The sequence below is a fragment of the Pseudomonas sp. SC11 genome, assembly GCF_047039205.1.
GTDB classification, from domain to species: Bacteria; Pseudomonadota; Gammaproteobacteria; order Pseudomonadales; family Pseudomonadaceae; genus Aquipseudomonas; species Aquipseudomonas boreofloridensis.
Map to the genome: position 1 here is coordinate 2,744,666 of NZ_CP178183.1, position 14,335 is coordinate 2,759,000.

At 54.9% G+C, this 14,335-nt stretch carries 14 protein-coding genes and 1 pseudogene; 3 read left to right on the forward strand and 12 right to left on the reverse strand.

All coding sequences use genetic code 11. From position 1 onward, the window contains the following. Positions 1-178: 178 nt before the first annotated feature. On the forward strand, positions 179-1,123 hold the full coding sequence (locus ACK2SD_RS12180; RefSeq protein WP_412459807.1) for a tyrosine-type recombinase/integrase: 945 nt from the start codon (positions 179-181) through the stop codon (positions 1,121-1,123). Between the two features lie 819 nt (positions 1,124-1,942). Here ACK2SD_RS12180 and ACK2SD_RS12185 read toward each other — a convergent pair. Further along, positions 1,943-2,705, reverse strand: a pseudogene (locus ACK2SD_RS12185) (IS3 family transposase). A 287-nt stretch (positions 2,706-2,992) separates the two neighbouring features. On the opposite strand from ACK2SD_RS12185, the gene ACK2SD_RS12190 reads away from it, so the two are divergent. Further along, positions 2,993-3,790, forward strand: coding sequence for an HNH endonuclease (locus tag ACK2SD_RS12190; RefSeq protein WP_412459808.1), 798 nt, complete (start codon positions 2,993-2,995; stop codon positions 3,788-3,790). A gap of 261 nt (positions 3,791-4,051) precedes the next feature. Here the strand turns inward: ACK2SD_RS12190 and ACK2SD_RS12195 are convergent, their stop codons facing one another. The 8 genes from ACK2SD_RS12195 to ACK2SD_RS12230 all read right to left on the reverse strand — a co-directional run bounded on the left by ACK2SD_RS12195 (position 4,052) and on the right by ACK2SD_RS12230 (position 10,688). After that, positions 4,052-5,260, reverse strand: coding sequence for a hypothetical protein (locus ACK2SD_RS12195; protein WP_412459809.1), 1,209 nt, complete (start codon positions 5,258-5,260; stop codon positions 4,052-4,054). A gap of 139 nt (positions 5,261-5,399) precedes the next feature. After that, positions 5,400-6,548, reverse strand: a complete 1,149-nt coding sequence (locus ACK2SD_RS12200) for a hypothetical protein (protein ID WP_412459810.1) — start codon at positions 6,546-6,548, stop codon at positions 5,400-5,402. A gap of 109 nt (positions 6,549-6,657) precedes the next feature. Continuing rightward, positions 6,658-7,128, reverse strand: coding sequence for a hypothetical protein (locus ACK2SD_RS12205; protein WP_412459811.1), 471 nt, complete (start codon positions 7,126-7,128; stop codon positions 6,658-6,660). A 525-nt stretch (positions 7,129-7,653) separates the two neighbouring features. Next, positions 7,654-8,064 (reverse strand): hypothetical protein, encoded by a 411-nt coding sequence (locus ACK2SD_RS12210; protein WP_412459812.1) that lies wholly within the window; start codon positions 8,062-8,064, stop codon positions 7,654-7,656. Between the two features lie 234 nt (positions 8,065-8,298). Continuing rightward, complete coding sequence (locus ACK2SD_RS12215; RefSeq protein ID WP_392504429.1) at positions 8,299-8,934, reverse strand: HAD family hydrolase; 636 nt, start codon at positions 8,932-8,934, stop codon at positions 8,299-8,301. A gap of 39 nt (positions 8,935-8,973) precedes the next feature. After that, complete coding sequence (locus ACK2SD_RS12220; RefSeq protein WP_412459813.1) at positions 8,974-9,471, reverse strand: hypothetical protein; 498 nt, start codon at positions 9,469-9,471, stop codon at positions 8,974-8,976. 159 nt (positions 9,472-9,630) lie between these two features. Continuing rightward, the gene (locus ACK2SD_RS12225) at positions 9,631-9,954 is read right to left on the reverse strand and encodes a hypothetical protein (RefSeq protein WP_392504426.1); all 324 of its coding nucleotides are present in this window, start codon (positions 9,952-9,954) and stop codon (positions 9,631-9,633) included. Then, positions 9,954-10,688: a metallophosphoesterase family protein gene (locus ACK2SD_RS12230; RefSeq protein ID WP_412459814.1), complete on the reverse strand. Its 735-nt coding sequence runs from the start codon at positions 10,686-10,688 to the stop codon at positions 9,954-9,956. Before ACK2SD_RS12230 ends, ACK2SD_RS12225 begins: the two co-directional genes overlap by 1 nt. Before the next feature lie 292 nt (positions 10,689-10,980). Between ACK2SD_RS12230 and ACK2SD_RS12235 the strand changes: the two genes are divergently transcribed. After that, the gene (locus ACK2SD_RS12235; protein ID WP_236171788.1) at positions 10,981-11,355 is read left to right on the forward strand and encodes a helix-turn-helix domain-containing protein; all 375 of its coding nucleotides are present in this window, start codon (positions 10,981-10,983) and stop codon (positions 11,353-11,355) included. A gap of 47 nt (positions 11,356-11,402) precedes the next feature. Here the strand turns inward: ACK2SD_RS12235 and qatD are convergent, their stop codons facing one another. The 3 genes from qatD to qatB are packed head-to-tail and all read right to left on the reverse strand — an operon-like array spanning position 11,403 to position 14,085. Further along, complete coding sequence (gene qatD, locus ACK2SD_RS12240) at positions 11,403-12,170, reverse strand: Qat anti-phage system TatD family nuclease QatD (RefSeq protein WP_412459815.1); 768 nt, start codon at positions 12,168-12,170, stop codon at positions 11,403-11,405. After that, positions 12,167-13,543: a Qat anti-phage system QueC-like protein QatC gene (gene qatC, locus ACK2SD_RS12245; protein WP_412459816.1), complete on the reverse strand. Its 1,377-nt coding sequence runs from the start codon at positions 13,541-13,543 to the stop codon at positions 12,167-12,169. Before qatC ends, qatD begins: the two co-directional genes overlap by 4 nt. After that, positions 13,540-14,085 (reverse strand): Qat anti-phage system associated protein QatB, encoded by a 546-nt coding sequence (gene qatB, locus ACK2SD_RS12250; RefSeq protein WP_122881088.1) that lies wholly within the window; start codon positions 14,083-14,085, stop codon positions 13,540-13,542. The genes qatC and qatB overlap by 4 nt, the downstream gene beginning before the upstream one ends. Between the last annotated feature and the right edge of the window lie 250 nt (positions 14,086-14,335).

Below are 14,335 nucleotides of genomic sequence, written 5' to 3' on the forward strand. Positions count from 1 at the left end.
TACGTTTCATGTAATAACGTGCCACTTTAGCACGTAGAAAATAATTTTCTACCCAGAATTATGGAAAGACATAATCAAGAGTTATGGCTTGCCAGGTACTCGAAGGGGGGTAAAATGGGCTGTAAGGCGGTACAAATGGCCAAGGCTAGCCACCGAAGGCTGATATCGGGGAAATGACGTGGTTGATGGGGTCAGCAAGGCAGACAGGTATTTGGAGGCGAGTGTTCGTCAGAACACGTCGAAGAGCTATGCTGCCGCCCTCTCCCATTTTGAAGTAGCCTGGGGCGGCTTCCTGCCCACCACCACTGAATCTGTTGTGCGCTATATCGCGGAATACGCTGACCAGCTGGCGCTGAGCACGCTGAAGCAACGCCTGGCTGCCCTTGCGAATTGGCACCAAAGCAACGGCTTCCCCGACCCCACCAAAGCCCCCAAGGTCAGGCAGTTGTTGAAAGGCATCCGGGCAGTACATCCCGCGCAGCAGAAGCAAGCAGCTCCTCTAGCGTTACTGCACCTCGAAAAAGCAGTGGCGCACCTGGAGGATGAGGTTGCTCAGGCAAGAGCCGCCGGCAACATGATCGCTCTTCTCAGGGCGACCCGCGACATTGCTTTGCTCACAATCGGCTTTTGGAGGGGATTCCGCGGGGACGAACTGGCTAGGCTTACGATCGAGAACACGCACGCGGAGCGATACGTCGGGATCAGGTTCTATCTGGGGTCTTCCAAGGGAGACAGGCACAACACTGGCCGTGAGTACAAGACACCATCACTCAGCAAGCTGTGCCCGGTCGAGGCGTACCTGAACTGGATCGAAGCTGCTGGCCTCACTCGTGGCGGGGTATTCAGGGGGATTGATCGCTGGGGCAACATCAGCGATCGCCCGCTTGCGGCCCACAGTCTGATTCCCCTGCTTCGCGATACCCTGAATCGGTGTGGCTTGCCGTCCGAGATCTACAGCGCCCACTCGATCCGGCGGGGATTTGCCACATGGGCAGCAAGCTCAGGCTGGGACATCAAGACACTAATGGAGTACGTCGGCTGGAGCGATATGAAGTCCGCACTACGCTATGTTGAGCCTGCACAGCAATTTGGCGGGCTAATTAGGAAGCTTGAAGGCCGATAGAGAGAGGCCACGCAATCCCCCTCATGCCATTGCGCAGCTCCATATCGATCTAATGCTCGCCTTAGGAGGTTGCATGGTAAAGCTCGCGCCTGAAAAGCGTAAAATGCTTCGTGAGTTTCTGAAAACTTACGATCAACGGATGTGGTTTCTAGTTTCGTATGCTCGAGAGTCCGAACTACTGAAATATGATCCATAGTACGCGACTACCAATGAAAGCATTCGGCAGCTTGGAGCCAAAGCACTGAGAGAGCTTCAGGCTCAGATATTAGCCAACGATCTAGAAATCCCAGTCTTTGGGAAAGCAATAGCGATGGGCGAGTTGAATCTCAAAAAGATAATCGCCCACCAACCTCGGGATAATGTCCGGTGGCATCTCAACAACGCGCGCCACGGAGTGTTGAGTGAGATGAGGAAGGATTGGGCAAATGTGCGAATCACCATCCAATACATCCATCCAGATGCATGAGCAAGTGTTCGTATGCTGGCATGCGAAATGGCCAGCGATGAACAAACCGTACCCGTCGCTTGTGGCTTAACCCGCGAAACGTCTGCCTTTTCAGGATCAGCGAAAGAGCTATTGCAACTCGGTCAGGCAAAACCTTAAGCCTGCGCGGATTGATCTCTCAAGGGAGGGGGTATTTCGTCGACGCATTCAGATTGCCTAACGCCGAATCTCGAATCTCACGGTTATAGCCTGAAAAAACCTTTTTATCAAAGACTTAAAGAATTCAACCCCCGTGACGATAAACCCTTAGAATCATCACGTGGAGAGAAATGATATGGCCGGAAAGCTTACCCCTGGGGATTACCTTGTAGTGGTTAACAATTCCCGGACACAGAATTGAGTTTGTCTTCCGCAACCGCCGGCGGTACGAAACCGTTGTGCTGATGCGGCCTAGTCCAGTTGTACCGCTGCATGAGGTAGCGGCCGATGTCCTGCTCGGCCAACGCTGTCGTCTGTAACCCGCCGCCGGCACCCACTCCGTTTCCAAGCTATGAAACAGCCGCTCCATGGAGGCGTTGTCGTAACAATTTCCTCGTCGGGTCATGCTTTGGGTCATCCGATAGCGCCAGAGCCGCTGGCGGAAACTGCGGCTGCCATATTGACTACCTTGGTCGATATGAAACAGGACGCCCCGTGGCCTGCCACGCATCTCGTAAGCCCTATCGAGTGCTTTGATAACCAGCTCGGCATCAGGCTTGGTGGACATCGCCCAGCCCACCACTCTGCGGCTGTACAAGTCCAGGACGACAGCCAGGTAACTCCATCGACCCTGTGCCCACATATATGTGATGTCACCGCACCAGACCGTGTTCAGCGCTGCTGCGTTGAACTGCCGATCAAGGACATTGGGAGTTCCTCGGCCATCAAGAGTGCAGTGGCCTCCTCTAAGATTTTCTTCTAAAGCTCCAGCCGGTTGATGCGGGCCTGAAGCTCCTGGATATTCTGCTGCTCCGGCGTGAGCGCCTTGGCAGTCGGCGTAACGCCTCCGCGCTGGGCGACCCAGTGGCGCAATAAACTCTCACCCACGTCGAGGGATCTGGCGGCCTCGGGGCAACTGTCGCCTTGATCGAGCACCAAGCTGGCAGCCTCACGCTTGAAGGTGGTGGTGAAGGTACGTCGTTGCTACTCATCGAACACCTCTGTATGGCGATCATTCTCGCCTAAAAAAGTGTCCGGGGTTAGCAGACCACTACAAGGATGAAATTTGATGTGCCAGGATTTGAGATAATCGCGGGCTTTCCAAAACAAACTCAGTGATTACATAGCGCGCTTCGCCATGCCATTCCTCAAGCCTATAATTGCAGTCTTAGCTCGCATGTCCCGCCGAGGCCAGCGCATTAACGATCTGCAAAGAGGTTCTGAAATTGGCATTCACCCAACCCCACTCCAACGAAGCGCTAAGCACCGCTGACGCAATACGCTGCCGCATAACTGGAGCCTACGACGAGAAATATGGCCCTGATGGCTACTATTTTGAAGACCTGCTAGGCGTAGACAGAGACCTCTTCGAAATTGCTTACAAGCCAGGAAAGTGGACGCTGCTTCATCGGTTCACCTTGAGTCATCTGTGGGAGCAGTGGAACTACTATCGGAAGAAGTCGGATGAGGAATTTATCAAGGACGCCTACCGACTGATATTTCACTACAGAACTCCAGTTAGCATTCGGGCTCATCCTGACCTGTCGGCTCACAAGGATTACCTCTTCGAGCAGCTCCTGCAGCCCATGAAGCAGATTGCTCACGAGGTCTTCTGCATACTCTTCAGCGACAAAGAACTGATGCGCGCTTTTTCGATCAAGGTGTCTGAGGCCATCGCTGACGCCTGTCCATCAGAATACCCAGATTACCTGGAGGCCACCGGAATAATGAAGCGCGCCAGCTTCTGGCCAACGTGGCTTAGAGAGGCGCTTTTCTACAGAGAGAATGGTCGCTGCGCCAAGTGCTCATCGAGCTTGACAGGGGTGTTTGACTCAACGCTGAAGCCACAGGTTGACCACATTGTGCCCATCAGCAATGGAGGCACTACTGACCCGACCAACCTCCAGTACCTCTGCGAGCCTTGCAACAAGAAAAAAGGCAATCGCAGCAACGAAGCTGGCGGGTTCATCTATGTTCCCTGGGAATACAGCCACAGCAAGCTTTCAAGAATCAGAATCGATTAGGGGCAAATGCAGTACGAAGGATGCTACGCTGGGGAGCTCTTGATAGGGCAGCCTGGACGCCACTTCGAGCGCCAGGTCAACCAGCTTGCCTTACTAAAAACCGCCTGGCCCGAAAGGCATGACAGCTCCGATTCAACAGCGATCGCGCTACCCATTACGGGGATGTGCGACCTAAGTCGCGCTATTTGCCGGCTTTGTCGGCCCAGCCCCCCGTGATCGGTCTGGGAGCATGACTGAGGTGACGAGCGTCCCTGTCCCGGGTCACGTATACGCCACTCGCTTGAATATCGCTCCAACCCCATCACGGCTTTGGAGTATCACCTGGTCACTGGATGTCATTTTTCCGTCTCCGGAGCTCGTCGCATTGTCAGGCGATTGGTTCAGTATCGGCGGAGTTTCAGCAACTGCCGGGGCATTATCTGTGAGGAGGTTTTCAAAGGCGTCCTCCAGTATGTCGAGCCTACAGAACGGCTGCATTGTCCACGCACCTTGACCGCCCAAATCTACAATTCGGCGTCCGCCCGCGTACACGGCGCCAAAATCATCGATGTTTACTGCACTTAGACGAGCATCATCCATCTCGGCTCTCGCCAGCCCCGGAGGCCCGCCAATGAAGTGGCTTGCCATTGAGTTCAACCCTAAGAGGTAGAAAGCATTGGTGAAATTGATTTTCTGAACAGCCTTTATCGCTTTGCTGGTGGTGCTCACTCGGGTCGAACCCCCAGTACTGGACGGAAGTGTGGAGCCTGGAAATCGTCCGTGGGCGGTTACTAGGCCGACACCATTCGGATTTGCCAGCGAGGCCGCGATAATACGCCCCTCGGTAGCCATGCCCCCGCCAGCTAGCTTGACCAGTCTGTTTGAGTAGATTTGGCGCTTCCACTCATTCTTGGCGATGAGCCGGACTTCCTTCATCGTTCGAGCAGACCCCTTAGCATCGACTAAACATACGTTGCTCGAAGAAGCAAACACAAAGTCAGGTGCAGGGGCTTTAGCTGGGGCTGAGCCAGAAGCTTTAGGCATCGACGCTGAAGTGCTTGTGGTCGAAACTCCGGGAGACGTGCAGTCTTCCCAATGACCGCACCACGCATAGCCAAGATCTTGCATTTCCAAGTAAGCTAAAGATGCACCGATTGTTCCTTTGATGCTTGAACCAATGAAGTCTTTCGCATGAGCAAAGTTATGATGAAGGAAAATATTATTAATGGGCTTCACACTCGCACTGTGAAAGCTCGGTGTAAGGTAGCATAGAGCAGCTGCGCCCAACCCTTGCCCTGCTAACTGCCCTCTTAGCCCAATTTTTTGCCCGAGAATTGAAGATCGGGTGGACGCATAAATAAAACGCAGAGGATCAACGGCTAATGGTGGCCCAGGAGGAACAACTGGCTTATCCCATGAAGCTTTCTTTCGAACTTTTTTCAATCTATGAAGTTCGTAACGTGGAATATCCTTGATTCCGTGGAACCACATTGGGCCATCTCCAGTCGTCTGTACATGGTTATGTAATGAATACGGATGATATCATAGCGCCATCCCGCAGTATTCCGAGACAGAAGCCGTGTCGTCATTTCGTTGTAATACAGCCCCCGTTTGGACGGCCAGCCGAGGTTCAGCTGGGCAACCCTGCACGCCTCTTCATTTCGGCAACCTCAAATGCGATTTCCTCTTTGACGCCCATTAAAGGGATCTGTATTGCAGGCAGCTCTTGGAAGCTTTTGAGCATGGCCCATGCCGCGAAGTCATGGAAAGGGTTAAGCCCCATCACATTGCCTAACGTTTCATCCGGCTGCAGCTTACTGGAGACAATTTGCGCAAAGCGGCTGACCGCAGCGTCCAGGTGCCAGTCGGAAATGAACAATAGCAACGCCGAAAACGCCAACAGCGGTTTGACATTTTTCAGCCCATTCAAGGGGTAGTGAGCTTTCGACAATCGTCTCAACGGGCTATGGTTTGAGCACATGAATGCTGCAAGCCGGTTAGTAAGCTGGAAGTGGTTTTGCAGAACGGTAGGGTCATAGACCGATTTTCCATGATAGTCAGTGGCCAGCTTTTCGAGGCGCTCAACCATTGCACCTGGGTACAGGCGTTTCTCTCGGATGATGTCTAGCGTGGCGCGATGGCGCTGAGAAACCTCTCGCGTTGCTGCTGCCTCGAAATTAAAACCGGGAATGCCCAGCACCTCTGTCGTCAGCTCAATAGGCACAGCATCCAAATCTTGTGGCCATGAGGCACTACGATGCAGTCCATCCAGCCATCCAGGCAGTTTGGGATCCAGCGTAATGGTGAACTGCGACTGTAGCTTGGTCTGGAAGAACCACTCGCGCATCCGCCGAATATCCCACTGCGTGAATACCTCTAGCTGAATGCCTTTGCATACGAGCTCCCGCACAACCCTGGAGACGCCATCCTTCGCGGACGAAAACTGGACAAGGTTTTCCGGGATGAACGCAGCTGAGACATTGCCCGAAAAGTCACAGAATGGATGGTGTCCTGCTGAGCTATCGCTTTGAGGGAACCGGAAGTAGGCCTGCCGCACATCGTGACCATCGACCTTGGACTTGCTCGCCCTTACCACCTCCGCACCTGTGCAGAAGCACGAGGGGCACTCGAGATCCGTCGAACAATGCACCTTCCAGCTTTCCGGAATGGGCGTACTCTTCGACGGCATGACATAACCAGTCTCAGCCCCTAGCTGTGTTAATAGCTGCTGAACGTCCAATTCCATCCGGCGGGATGCGGAAAAAACGGTTAAGGGCATGGCGACTCCATTCACGCGAGGGTTGATCCATCATGCTCGAGCTTAACCACATTTCGCCTACTACGCTAAGGGGCGAGCTGGCTCACTCGCTACTGTTGATGATCACAAGTCAATAAAACCTTTCGTAGTCGCCTCGGAAATCACCGAGCACCACCAAATCCTCCAGCACAGCTGCACTCAATGTGAGGAGAGACTGCGTACGCTGAGGGCTATCCCAGCCCGCGGCGCCATGCTTGCCACCATGGAATAGATTGTTGCGAACTGTTTTCACCGTTCGGACAACCTTTGCTAGGTCAGATCTACAGTTTTGAAATTCAACTGGTGCCCACTCCAAAACCAATCCGACCCCGACCACTTGCCGATCAGGTGGAGCAGCAAGCAGCTCTGCCGCTTCAGCTGTCAGCACATAGGTTTCGGCATGGCGCTCTACAAATTTGTACCAACCTGGTTCAGCTTTCTGCCCAGGGGTTTCGGATTTTAGGTAACCGTTCTCTTTGAGACAGAACTCAAATCGTGAAAACCAGTAGAAGAAGTCAAACGCGAGCAATGAGAGCTCGGTCGGTATCTCACCTTTACGCATAGCACCCTCTCGAACGGCCTGAACACAAGGGTGAAGAATAACTCTACGAGCGCGGTAGCGCAGTCACTGGCCGAGCACCTAGGAACAAACCACGCGCCACTTCAGCCTTCTAACCCTTTGGAGGTCAAGGCAGCGAATCCGCCCGAGGGGCGAAACACCGAACTCCTTGATGGAATACTCCAAGGTCGCAGGTCAGCGAGCCAGGTGGAGCCCTCTGCTGCAGAGTAGAGCGCCCCCACCAAGTCAGTGGGGGCACGCTATCAGTGCTTGAACAGTCCGAGGATCAAGTTGGCCAGGCCAATCACGATTTTCAGGATGTCCAGCAATCGGGTGACCCACTTCCGCTCAGGCGTCTGGGGCGTCTGGGGCTCCTGAGGCTTCTCAGGAGCGGGATTCGAAGGCGACACGGGTACCGGACGCCCCTGTTTGCCCGTGTGCGGGCATTCGGAGCAGGCATAGCGTTTTTTTTCAGGCACAAGCAAATCTCCCAATCGAACAAGGAAAATGAACAATTCGAAGGAAGAGTTAGCGAAGGCGGTGCTTGTAGCCGTTGAGCTCAGGGCCGTCAGCGAACAGCGGAAGCTTCAGGAAGGAGCACCGAGAATACGCAAAAAGGATAAGGAGCTTCGCCACAGTGGCCCGGGCGAACGCCAAGACTTCGAGCCAGTACTTGACCTCCCGTTCAAGAGAGGGTGTGAGTTCGATAAATCGACAGTACGAGGCAATGAAATCCAATGCCTTGCGCGCTTGCTCAGCCTCATCCAATGCTTTGGATAAAGCATTCATCCAGACAGAGCCCAAAATCGTTTTCCCCGACCCACAGCCAACATAGATTGGGGTTCCGCTATCTACGGGCAGGCTATTTGCGATGCCATGCTCAGCATCGTCTCTGAAGTCAGAGTCCCGCACGATGCTCTGCAGCTCAGCCGTGAACAAGCTGAGCAGGCTTTCAGCAATCTACACCTTCATCCTGATCGTCAGGTTTGTGTGCTTCGTTGAAGATTGATCGTCCATATGGATTCTCGTATTTGCCACCCAACCAACATAGCCACGTTGCTGAATACCAGCAACCCCCTAAGTACCGCTGTGAGGGTCGGGCGCCTGAATTGACGCACCCTAGAGAGTGTCAATACTCTTCAAAGGCCGAACGCGAAAGGCTGGCTGTGGGCATCAGCCTCTGCTGGTGTTGATGCCTGTGACAAACTCAAGCAGGTCACAAAAGCGACCCGCCCCACTACGATCCAAATGGTAACCTTCGATGCCGACTACTCGGGGGCCATCAGCATCACATCGCCGGGAGTCTCCGATCATCAAAACGTGAGGCGCGTTCGATCCTGGGAGTTTGCTGGGTGCTACCTCGAGCTGGGTGCAGATGTGTTGGTAAATGGCGACATCAGGCTTCATCAGCCCAACCTCGGCACTGAGCGCATAGCCATCGAGCCCCGGCAGCAAATTCCGGGCTACCGAACAGTACGGGCCACCCAAGTTCGAGCACACGCCAATTCTTATTGGGTGGTGTCGCAGCAGAGCGAGCGCCGGCAGCGCATCCTCAAAGAGTGTGATCGATTCAAGCTCGAGCTCTAGGCAGCTCTGAAGCTCCGCGAGCTGAGGTGGTGAGAGTTTGATTCCAAATTCAGCCGCGGCGCCCTCGATCCCGTGGTCATGAGTCATGATCCAGCGAATGTCATCTGTTGACGCGGCACGCCCCTGCTGTGAGCCCAGGTGGAGAAGCCGTCGATAGGGATTCTGCCGGTTCCGAATTTCCAAGAGCGTACCGAAGAGATCAAAAATTACCGCTACTGTCATTCGTTGCTCCTCATCGGTACGCAGCCTCGCAGCTGCTCGCTACCGCACAACCACTCCATGCGCTGCGAGATCGTTTACCAACGTGTCGCGACGCAGCATCCGGGGGATTTTAAAGAGACTTCTGTATGCATAGAAGAGGCACACAGGCGTAAACAGTAGCCCGATACCAAACGTCGCTGTTGCGATGATCAAGCCCGCAGGAATTGCCGCCACAGCGAAAACGATCCCTTTGAGAATGCTGGATTTAGCAACCTGCCGCAGGTGATCAAGGTCATATTCAATCTTTCCATCTGCTTTTTGGAACGCCACTAGAACGATGGTTTTTTTGTTCAAATGCTTGTAGTACCACGTACGTGGCTTGTCAGTAAGAATCGCCCCGTGCCTTTTCAAGTAGTCGAGCATGCAAACTTCTTTGAAATAGAAGGTTTTCCCTTCACCGTCTTCACACCGAACTTGGCTGTAGAGCGTATCAATGTCAGCAGAGTTTTTAACATTGTAGTTCTTGACGGTAAGCTCAATTCTTTTCAGATCAGACATGCATTTTCCTTAGTGCACTTAAAGGCCACGTGAATACGAGCGCACACGAAGCCGTCCAGCGGGATACGTAAAGCTTTAAATTCAAGACGCTCGCCGCCTTGCCAGGTACTGCAGCTTGAAAGCGGCCGTCAGGCTGGGTCAGCCACCCCAAGTGGGTGCTCACCGCGGTTCGCTGAGCTCGCTAGCGATAACGTAGTGGTCTTTGCCGCTTAGGCTGCGCATTAGCTTGAACCCCGCCCTTGTCTCAACCAGCTGAAGTGGAGGTGTAGCAACCGTCATCCCATTCGAGCTCACGTTTGACTGATCGTTGTAAACGAGCGCCGCATAGCTCTGCCCTGCCCTCGCTGCGTTGACAAGGTAAGCATCGACCCTCACACCCCAGGAAATACCCTGTGCCTGAATGACTTCTGAGGGGAGATCCCGCTCGAGCTCTATCGGCTCGACGGCGTGATCAAAAAGGTGCTTCATCGCCGAAGTGGCCATTAGATTTGGATCTCAAAATAAGGGTCAAAACCAGTGCTCTCTCCCGGGTAGCCACCAGGGTTTGAGACCACTCTGCAGCCGTCAAGCTCAACATCTGTAGCTTCATGCGTGTGACCAAACACCCACACATGGGCCTTCTCGAGCAAATGCGGCCAGTCGTTGGTGTACGCTGCCGTAAGATGCCCATCATGCTGCTCACCAATCACCATGGGAGATGGTGAGTGATGGGTTACCACTACCGTTTTGCCGTCAAACGGTTGAGCAAGCTCTTGGGTGAGCCAGTCCTTGGCGATGCGGTTCCGGTTAATCAGGTCGTCCGTTCGAAGTCGTCTGTAGTTGGAATCACACCGAATGTACTTAAAGTCGTTCATGCACTGCCTAGCGGCACTGCTAGCCGCGACCCAATTCCCTGTTGACGTGAAGTCAGTCCACGCTGTGCTGCCGAGGATTCTGACATTCCCCAGAATCAGCGATTCGTTTTCCAGCACATGCACGTGGCCGGCCGCAGCGTCCTTCATCTTCTGCAAGGTACGATCGAGGTGCCCGTCGTAATATTCGTGGTTTCCTGTGACGTACACGACCTGGCTGGCGAACGTCTCATTGGCCCATTGGACGCCCCTCGCCTTTTTGTTGATGTCGCCGGCGAGGATTACCAAGTCAACCCCAGGGTCGAGGGGCGGCGGGTCGAAACGGCGGAACTCGGCATGGAGGTCTGAGTAAATTCTGATTCGCAAACGCTGGCCTTGAGGATTTAGCGGTAAATTGACGGAGGCCGGATCTATAAGCGCGGCAAGCGCTAGCGCGCTCCAGCGTGATGGAGCGAGCCCAGCAAGAAATAGTGAGGCACCATCAGTTGCTTTTCACGCACTATATTGCATGGAGAACAACTGCGCAATATGGCTTTATCCTCGGCTTTGGGTGCTCCAAATGTCGCTGAGAGAACCGTTGGCCGCAGTATTGAGGCTGTCACGCGCAGCTCGGAACCTGTCCCAAGAAGATTTCCATGGTCGAGTCGAGGCTCGGCAAATGAGTAACATTGAGCACGCCAAGAGCAATCCCACCCTGTCAACGATGGAGGAATTTTCCTCAGTACTCGATATTGATCTTGTCGCCCTACTGGCGGTGGCTTCGTCCTATACGCGTCACCAAACACCCAAGGAGTTCTTGAAAGGCGTGGCTGCTGAGATCGCGAAGCTCGAAAAGCTGGGTGTGCTCGACAAGCTCCATCATGAATTCGAGGACGGCAAGCTTCACTCAGTCCATCCCCGTATCAGATCTGGAGAGGCCAATCGGCAGGCAGTGCTCAAGTGCAAGGCTGAAGGAAAAAGCCAGAAAGAGACGGCGGAACTGTTGGGGCTCGACAAGTCTAGGGTTAGCAGGCTTTGGAAAGACGACCATTAAACGTCGGTACACGCTTGGAATAGGTACGCGTGATCATCTGGGCAGCACTAGCAACCACGCAGGAGGCTACCCAGGTTGCTGACAATCTGATTCGCGACCATTTCCTGATCGAGCTCCTTGAGCGAAGCGATCGCCTGAATCACATCGCTCACATCTCGAGGCGCTAATGGCCTTCCACCCGCCAGCACGAATGGCCCATCGGTTTCGGTGAGCATACGATCAAGTGGCAGCGATGCTACAAGCGCCCGGTGCTTCGTGGACTTCAACATCTCGATGTTGATCGAGAAGTAGCATCCGAGATCCAAAGCCCGCCTAGCCTCTGCCGCACTGCCAGTGAACCAGTGCAGCACGACCCTACCGCGATCAGGTGGAAGGATGCGCTCGATATGTCCCAGTACCTTTGCAGCAGTGCGGACGCTGTGCACCGTGAGGATCTTGCCACCCTGCTCAGAACAAGCTGACAGGATCCGGGAAAAGATCCGCTCTTGCGCCTCGAAGCTGGAGTAGAACCGAGGGCCAGCATCGAGACCAATCTCTCCGACGTATCGCGTCCCGTCCAGCAAGCGCTCGAACAGCGCGAGCTCCCCTTCACGCTCCGCCACGAGCTGCGGGTGCAAACCCAAGGCGACCCGCACGTGCTTAGAAGTACTAGCCAGCTCCTGATTTCGAGCCCAGGCCTTTGGCGTGGTGGTAACAGCGAGCGTGGCTACCCCTTCCCTATCGCACTCACGAATCAAGGCTTCGTGGTTGGGATAGAGATCCAGGTGGCAGTGAAAATCCACCCATTTCGGACGCTCGCGCACTGTTTGGTTCATAGGGGCTGCGCCCTGACTCCACTCAAATATCGATGGACTTCATTGAGGCCGTCCACATACACCTGCTCGTACGCCTGATGGTCGTCCGGATGGTCGATCAAGGGGCCAGGGATGTGGATGTCGAACCTCGGACTGTTCGGCGCCCGCTGCAGTCGGCGGATGGCCATCTGGAATGATCGCACATGTGCCCCGTCAGCCTTGTTCGTGTTCAAGACATTCGCGTGCAAATCGGGAATCACATACGGGGTTATATCATCGCCGCATCCATGAGCAATGGAGGCTCGCCGGATAATACAAGGAACGCAGAAGCCGCAGTGCTTGGGTTGCCGGTTGGTCGGATCCTTTTGGTATCGTGCCTTGCCCGGTGAGGAGCACGACATGGTTTTGTGGACGTTCGCACGGAGAAACTCACCATCAGCGCACTGCTTGGCCATCTGCCCTTTAGTGCGATGTCCATACATGTTGTGCAACCGCATCCGAAGCCCAAGGCCAGCAAAGAGCTCATTCACACGAGCCATGTAGTAGGGGTGTGTTGTCCGTGTGCTCAGAGCGCCCAACCGCAGCGGATCCAGAGGGACATTCAGGGAGATCAGGCCGTTCTCAGGAACATGGATCACCATCTCCTCGCCCGTGGCATCGGCCGCCAACGCCGCCAACGCGAAGAACAAGAATGAGCGCCCCCGCAGCGTATGTTCACCCTTTGTATTGGCCACCAGCCCTTGCGGGAAGCCCACCCTGGCCTGTACCTGGTGGATCGGAGTATCAGGGTATCGCTCCTGGAGAGCCTCAAAGCATTGATCCTGATATTTGCTGGTGCTATTGGAGTCCCAGTAGTGGCTCACCAGCAGCGGAGACTCCCCTTGGGCCAGTAGGTCGATCGCACCAATGAAGCTGTCCATACCTCCCGAGAAAAGACACACGCTTGTGGGAGTAGCGCTCCGAAAGAGCTCCACGATGGGAGCCAGCTCCTCCAAGCCTTCAGGCCTGGCGCGGAAGATGACCCTCCATCGATCGCCGGTTAAGAAATGCAAGGTCGAGTCAAGCAGCGCTGACATCGAAGTCCACAACGCAGGATCTGCCACAGGCACGTAAATGTCGATCTCACGCGTCCAGGCATTCTGGGATTCGGTCTTCCGGGATATCCGGGTATCAGCCGCCGTGAGCGCTCCGGCTACGAGGGCCAGGTCGATTGAGGTCTCGCTGGGGCGCATGCCCTTATTCGCAAGCTGATCGATCGCTTGCCCAATACCAAAGCTCAGACGCTGGTAACCATCCAGGAATGATATTGCGGTTTCACGGCTCCCAGGGTGCTTAATCTCGATCGGGTCAATATCACTGGCGCCGAGCCTGCAGATGATGCTGTGGTGTCTCATTGTGCTGCCTCCCCTGCGACGGCAATGATCTCAAAGGCCGACTCGTAAATTCGGCTGATCACACCCTGGATGTCCTGGTCAGTCAGCCCTGGCAATCCCTCCAGTCTATCGGATAGCCGTCCGCGCGTGGCGCCGGTAATGAAGTCGTGAAGCTCCGTCTGCATACGCTCGACCGCGTCAACGTCATCGGGAATGGTCACACCTCGCTGACCAAGGTCGGCCATCACCATTCCCTCGATCGACTGCGACACGAAATCCAGGAAGAATTCGTTCATCTGCTCGGGCGTCATTTCATCGAACGTGGTTTCGCCGGACTCGGCGAGCGCGATGACATTCTCGAGCATGGCCTGACGTGCCACCGCCTCGTCGATCGCTCCGCCGGCGGGACATACAAACTCAACGAGGGCCATGAATACTTCAGAAGATGGGCGGCCTGCCAGGCCATTCAGATTCAGCCGACGCAATACCTCGGCCGCACCGAAGCGCTGCACATCCCTGATGACGCCAAGCAGGCGCCCCGCTGCTGCACGGGACGCCCCCATGCGCCGAGCAGCACGCCCAGCCCCGCCTGTCCCGCTTCGCACGTAGCCGGAGAGAGCTCTACCCAGCGCGCTGCGGCTTCCTGTTCTGGCAAAACGTGTGAACTGTGTTCGAGCTGGCTGCAGCTTGGCCGTGCCATGGTTGTCTACAGGACGCTGCCCTGACTGACCTCCCTGCCCTGGCTGATTAGGATTGTTCGGACTGTTTGGATCGCTGGAAGGATTTGAGGGCTGCCCTGCTTCACCGGATTGA

Bases quoted from the DNA above. Each gene is read 5' to 3' on its own strand.
- ACK2SD_RS12235 (WP_236171788.1), top strand. From the start codon at position 10,981: ATGAGTAACATTGAGCACGCCAAGAGCAATCCCACCCTGTCAACGATG.
- ACK2SD_RS12225 (WP_392504426.1), bottom strand. From the start codon at position 9,954: ATGGCCACTTCGGCGATGAAGCACCTTTTTGATCACGCCGTCGAGCCG.
- ACK2SD_RS12205 (WP_412459811.1), bottom strand. From the start codon at position 7,128: ATGCGTAAAGGTGAGATACCGACCGAGCTCTCATTGCTCGCGTTTGAC.
- ACK2SD_RS12220 (WP_412459813.1), bottom strand. From the start codon at position 9,471: ATGTCTGATCTGAAAAGAATTGAGCTTACCGTCAAGAACTACAATGTT.
- qatD (WP_412459815.1), bottom strand. From the start codon at position 12,170: ATGAACCAAACAGTGCGCGAGCGTCCGAAATGGGTGGATTTTCACTGC.
- ACK2SD_RS12215 (WP_392504429.1), bottom strand. From the start codon at position 8,934: ATGACAGTAGCGGTAATTTTTGATCTCTTCGGTACGCTCTTGGAAATT.
- ACK2SD_RS12200 (WP_412459810.1), bottom strand. From the start codon at position 6,548: ATGCCCTTAACCGTTTTTTCCGCATCCCGCCGGATGGAATTGGACGTT.
- ACK2SD_RS12195 (WP_412459809.1), bottom strand. From the start codon at position 5,260: ATGTGGTTCCACGGAATCAAGGATATTCCACGTTACGAACTTCATAGA.
- qatB (WP_122881088.1), bottom strand. From the start codon at position 14,085: ATGGGGGCGTCCCGTGCAGCAGCGGGGCGCCTGCTTGGCGTCATCAGG.
- qatC (WP_412459816.1), bottom strand. From the start codon at position 13,543: ATGAGACACCACAGCATCATCTGCAGGCTCGGCGCCAGTGATATTGAC.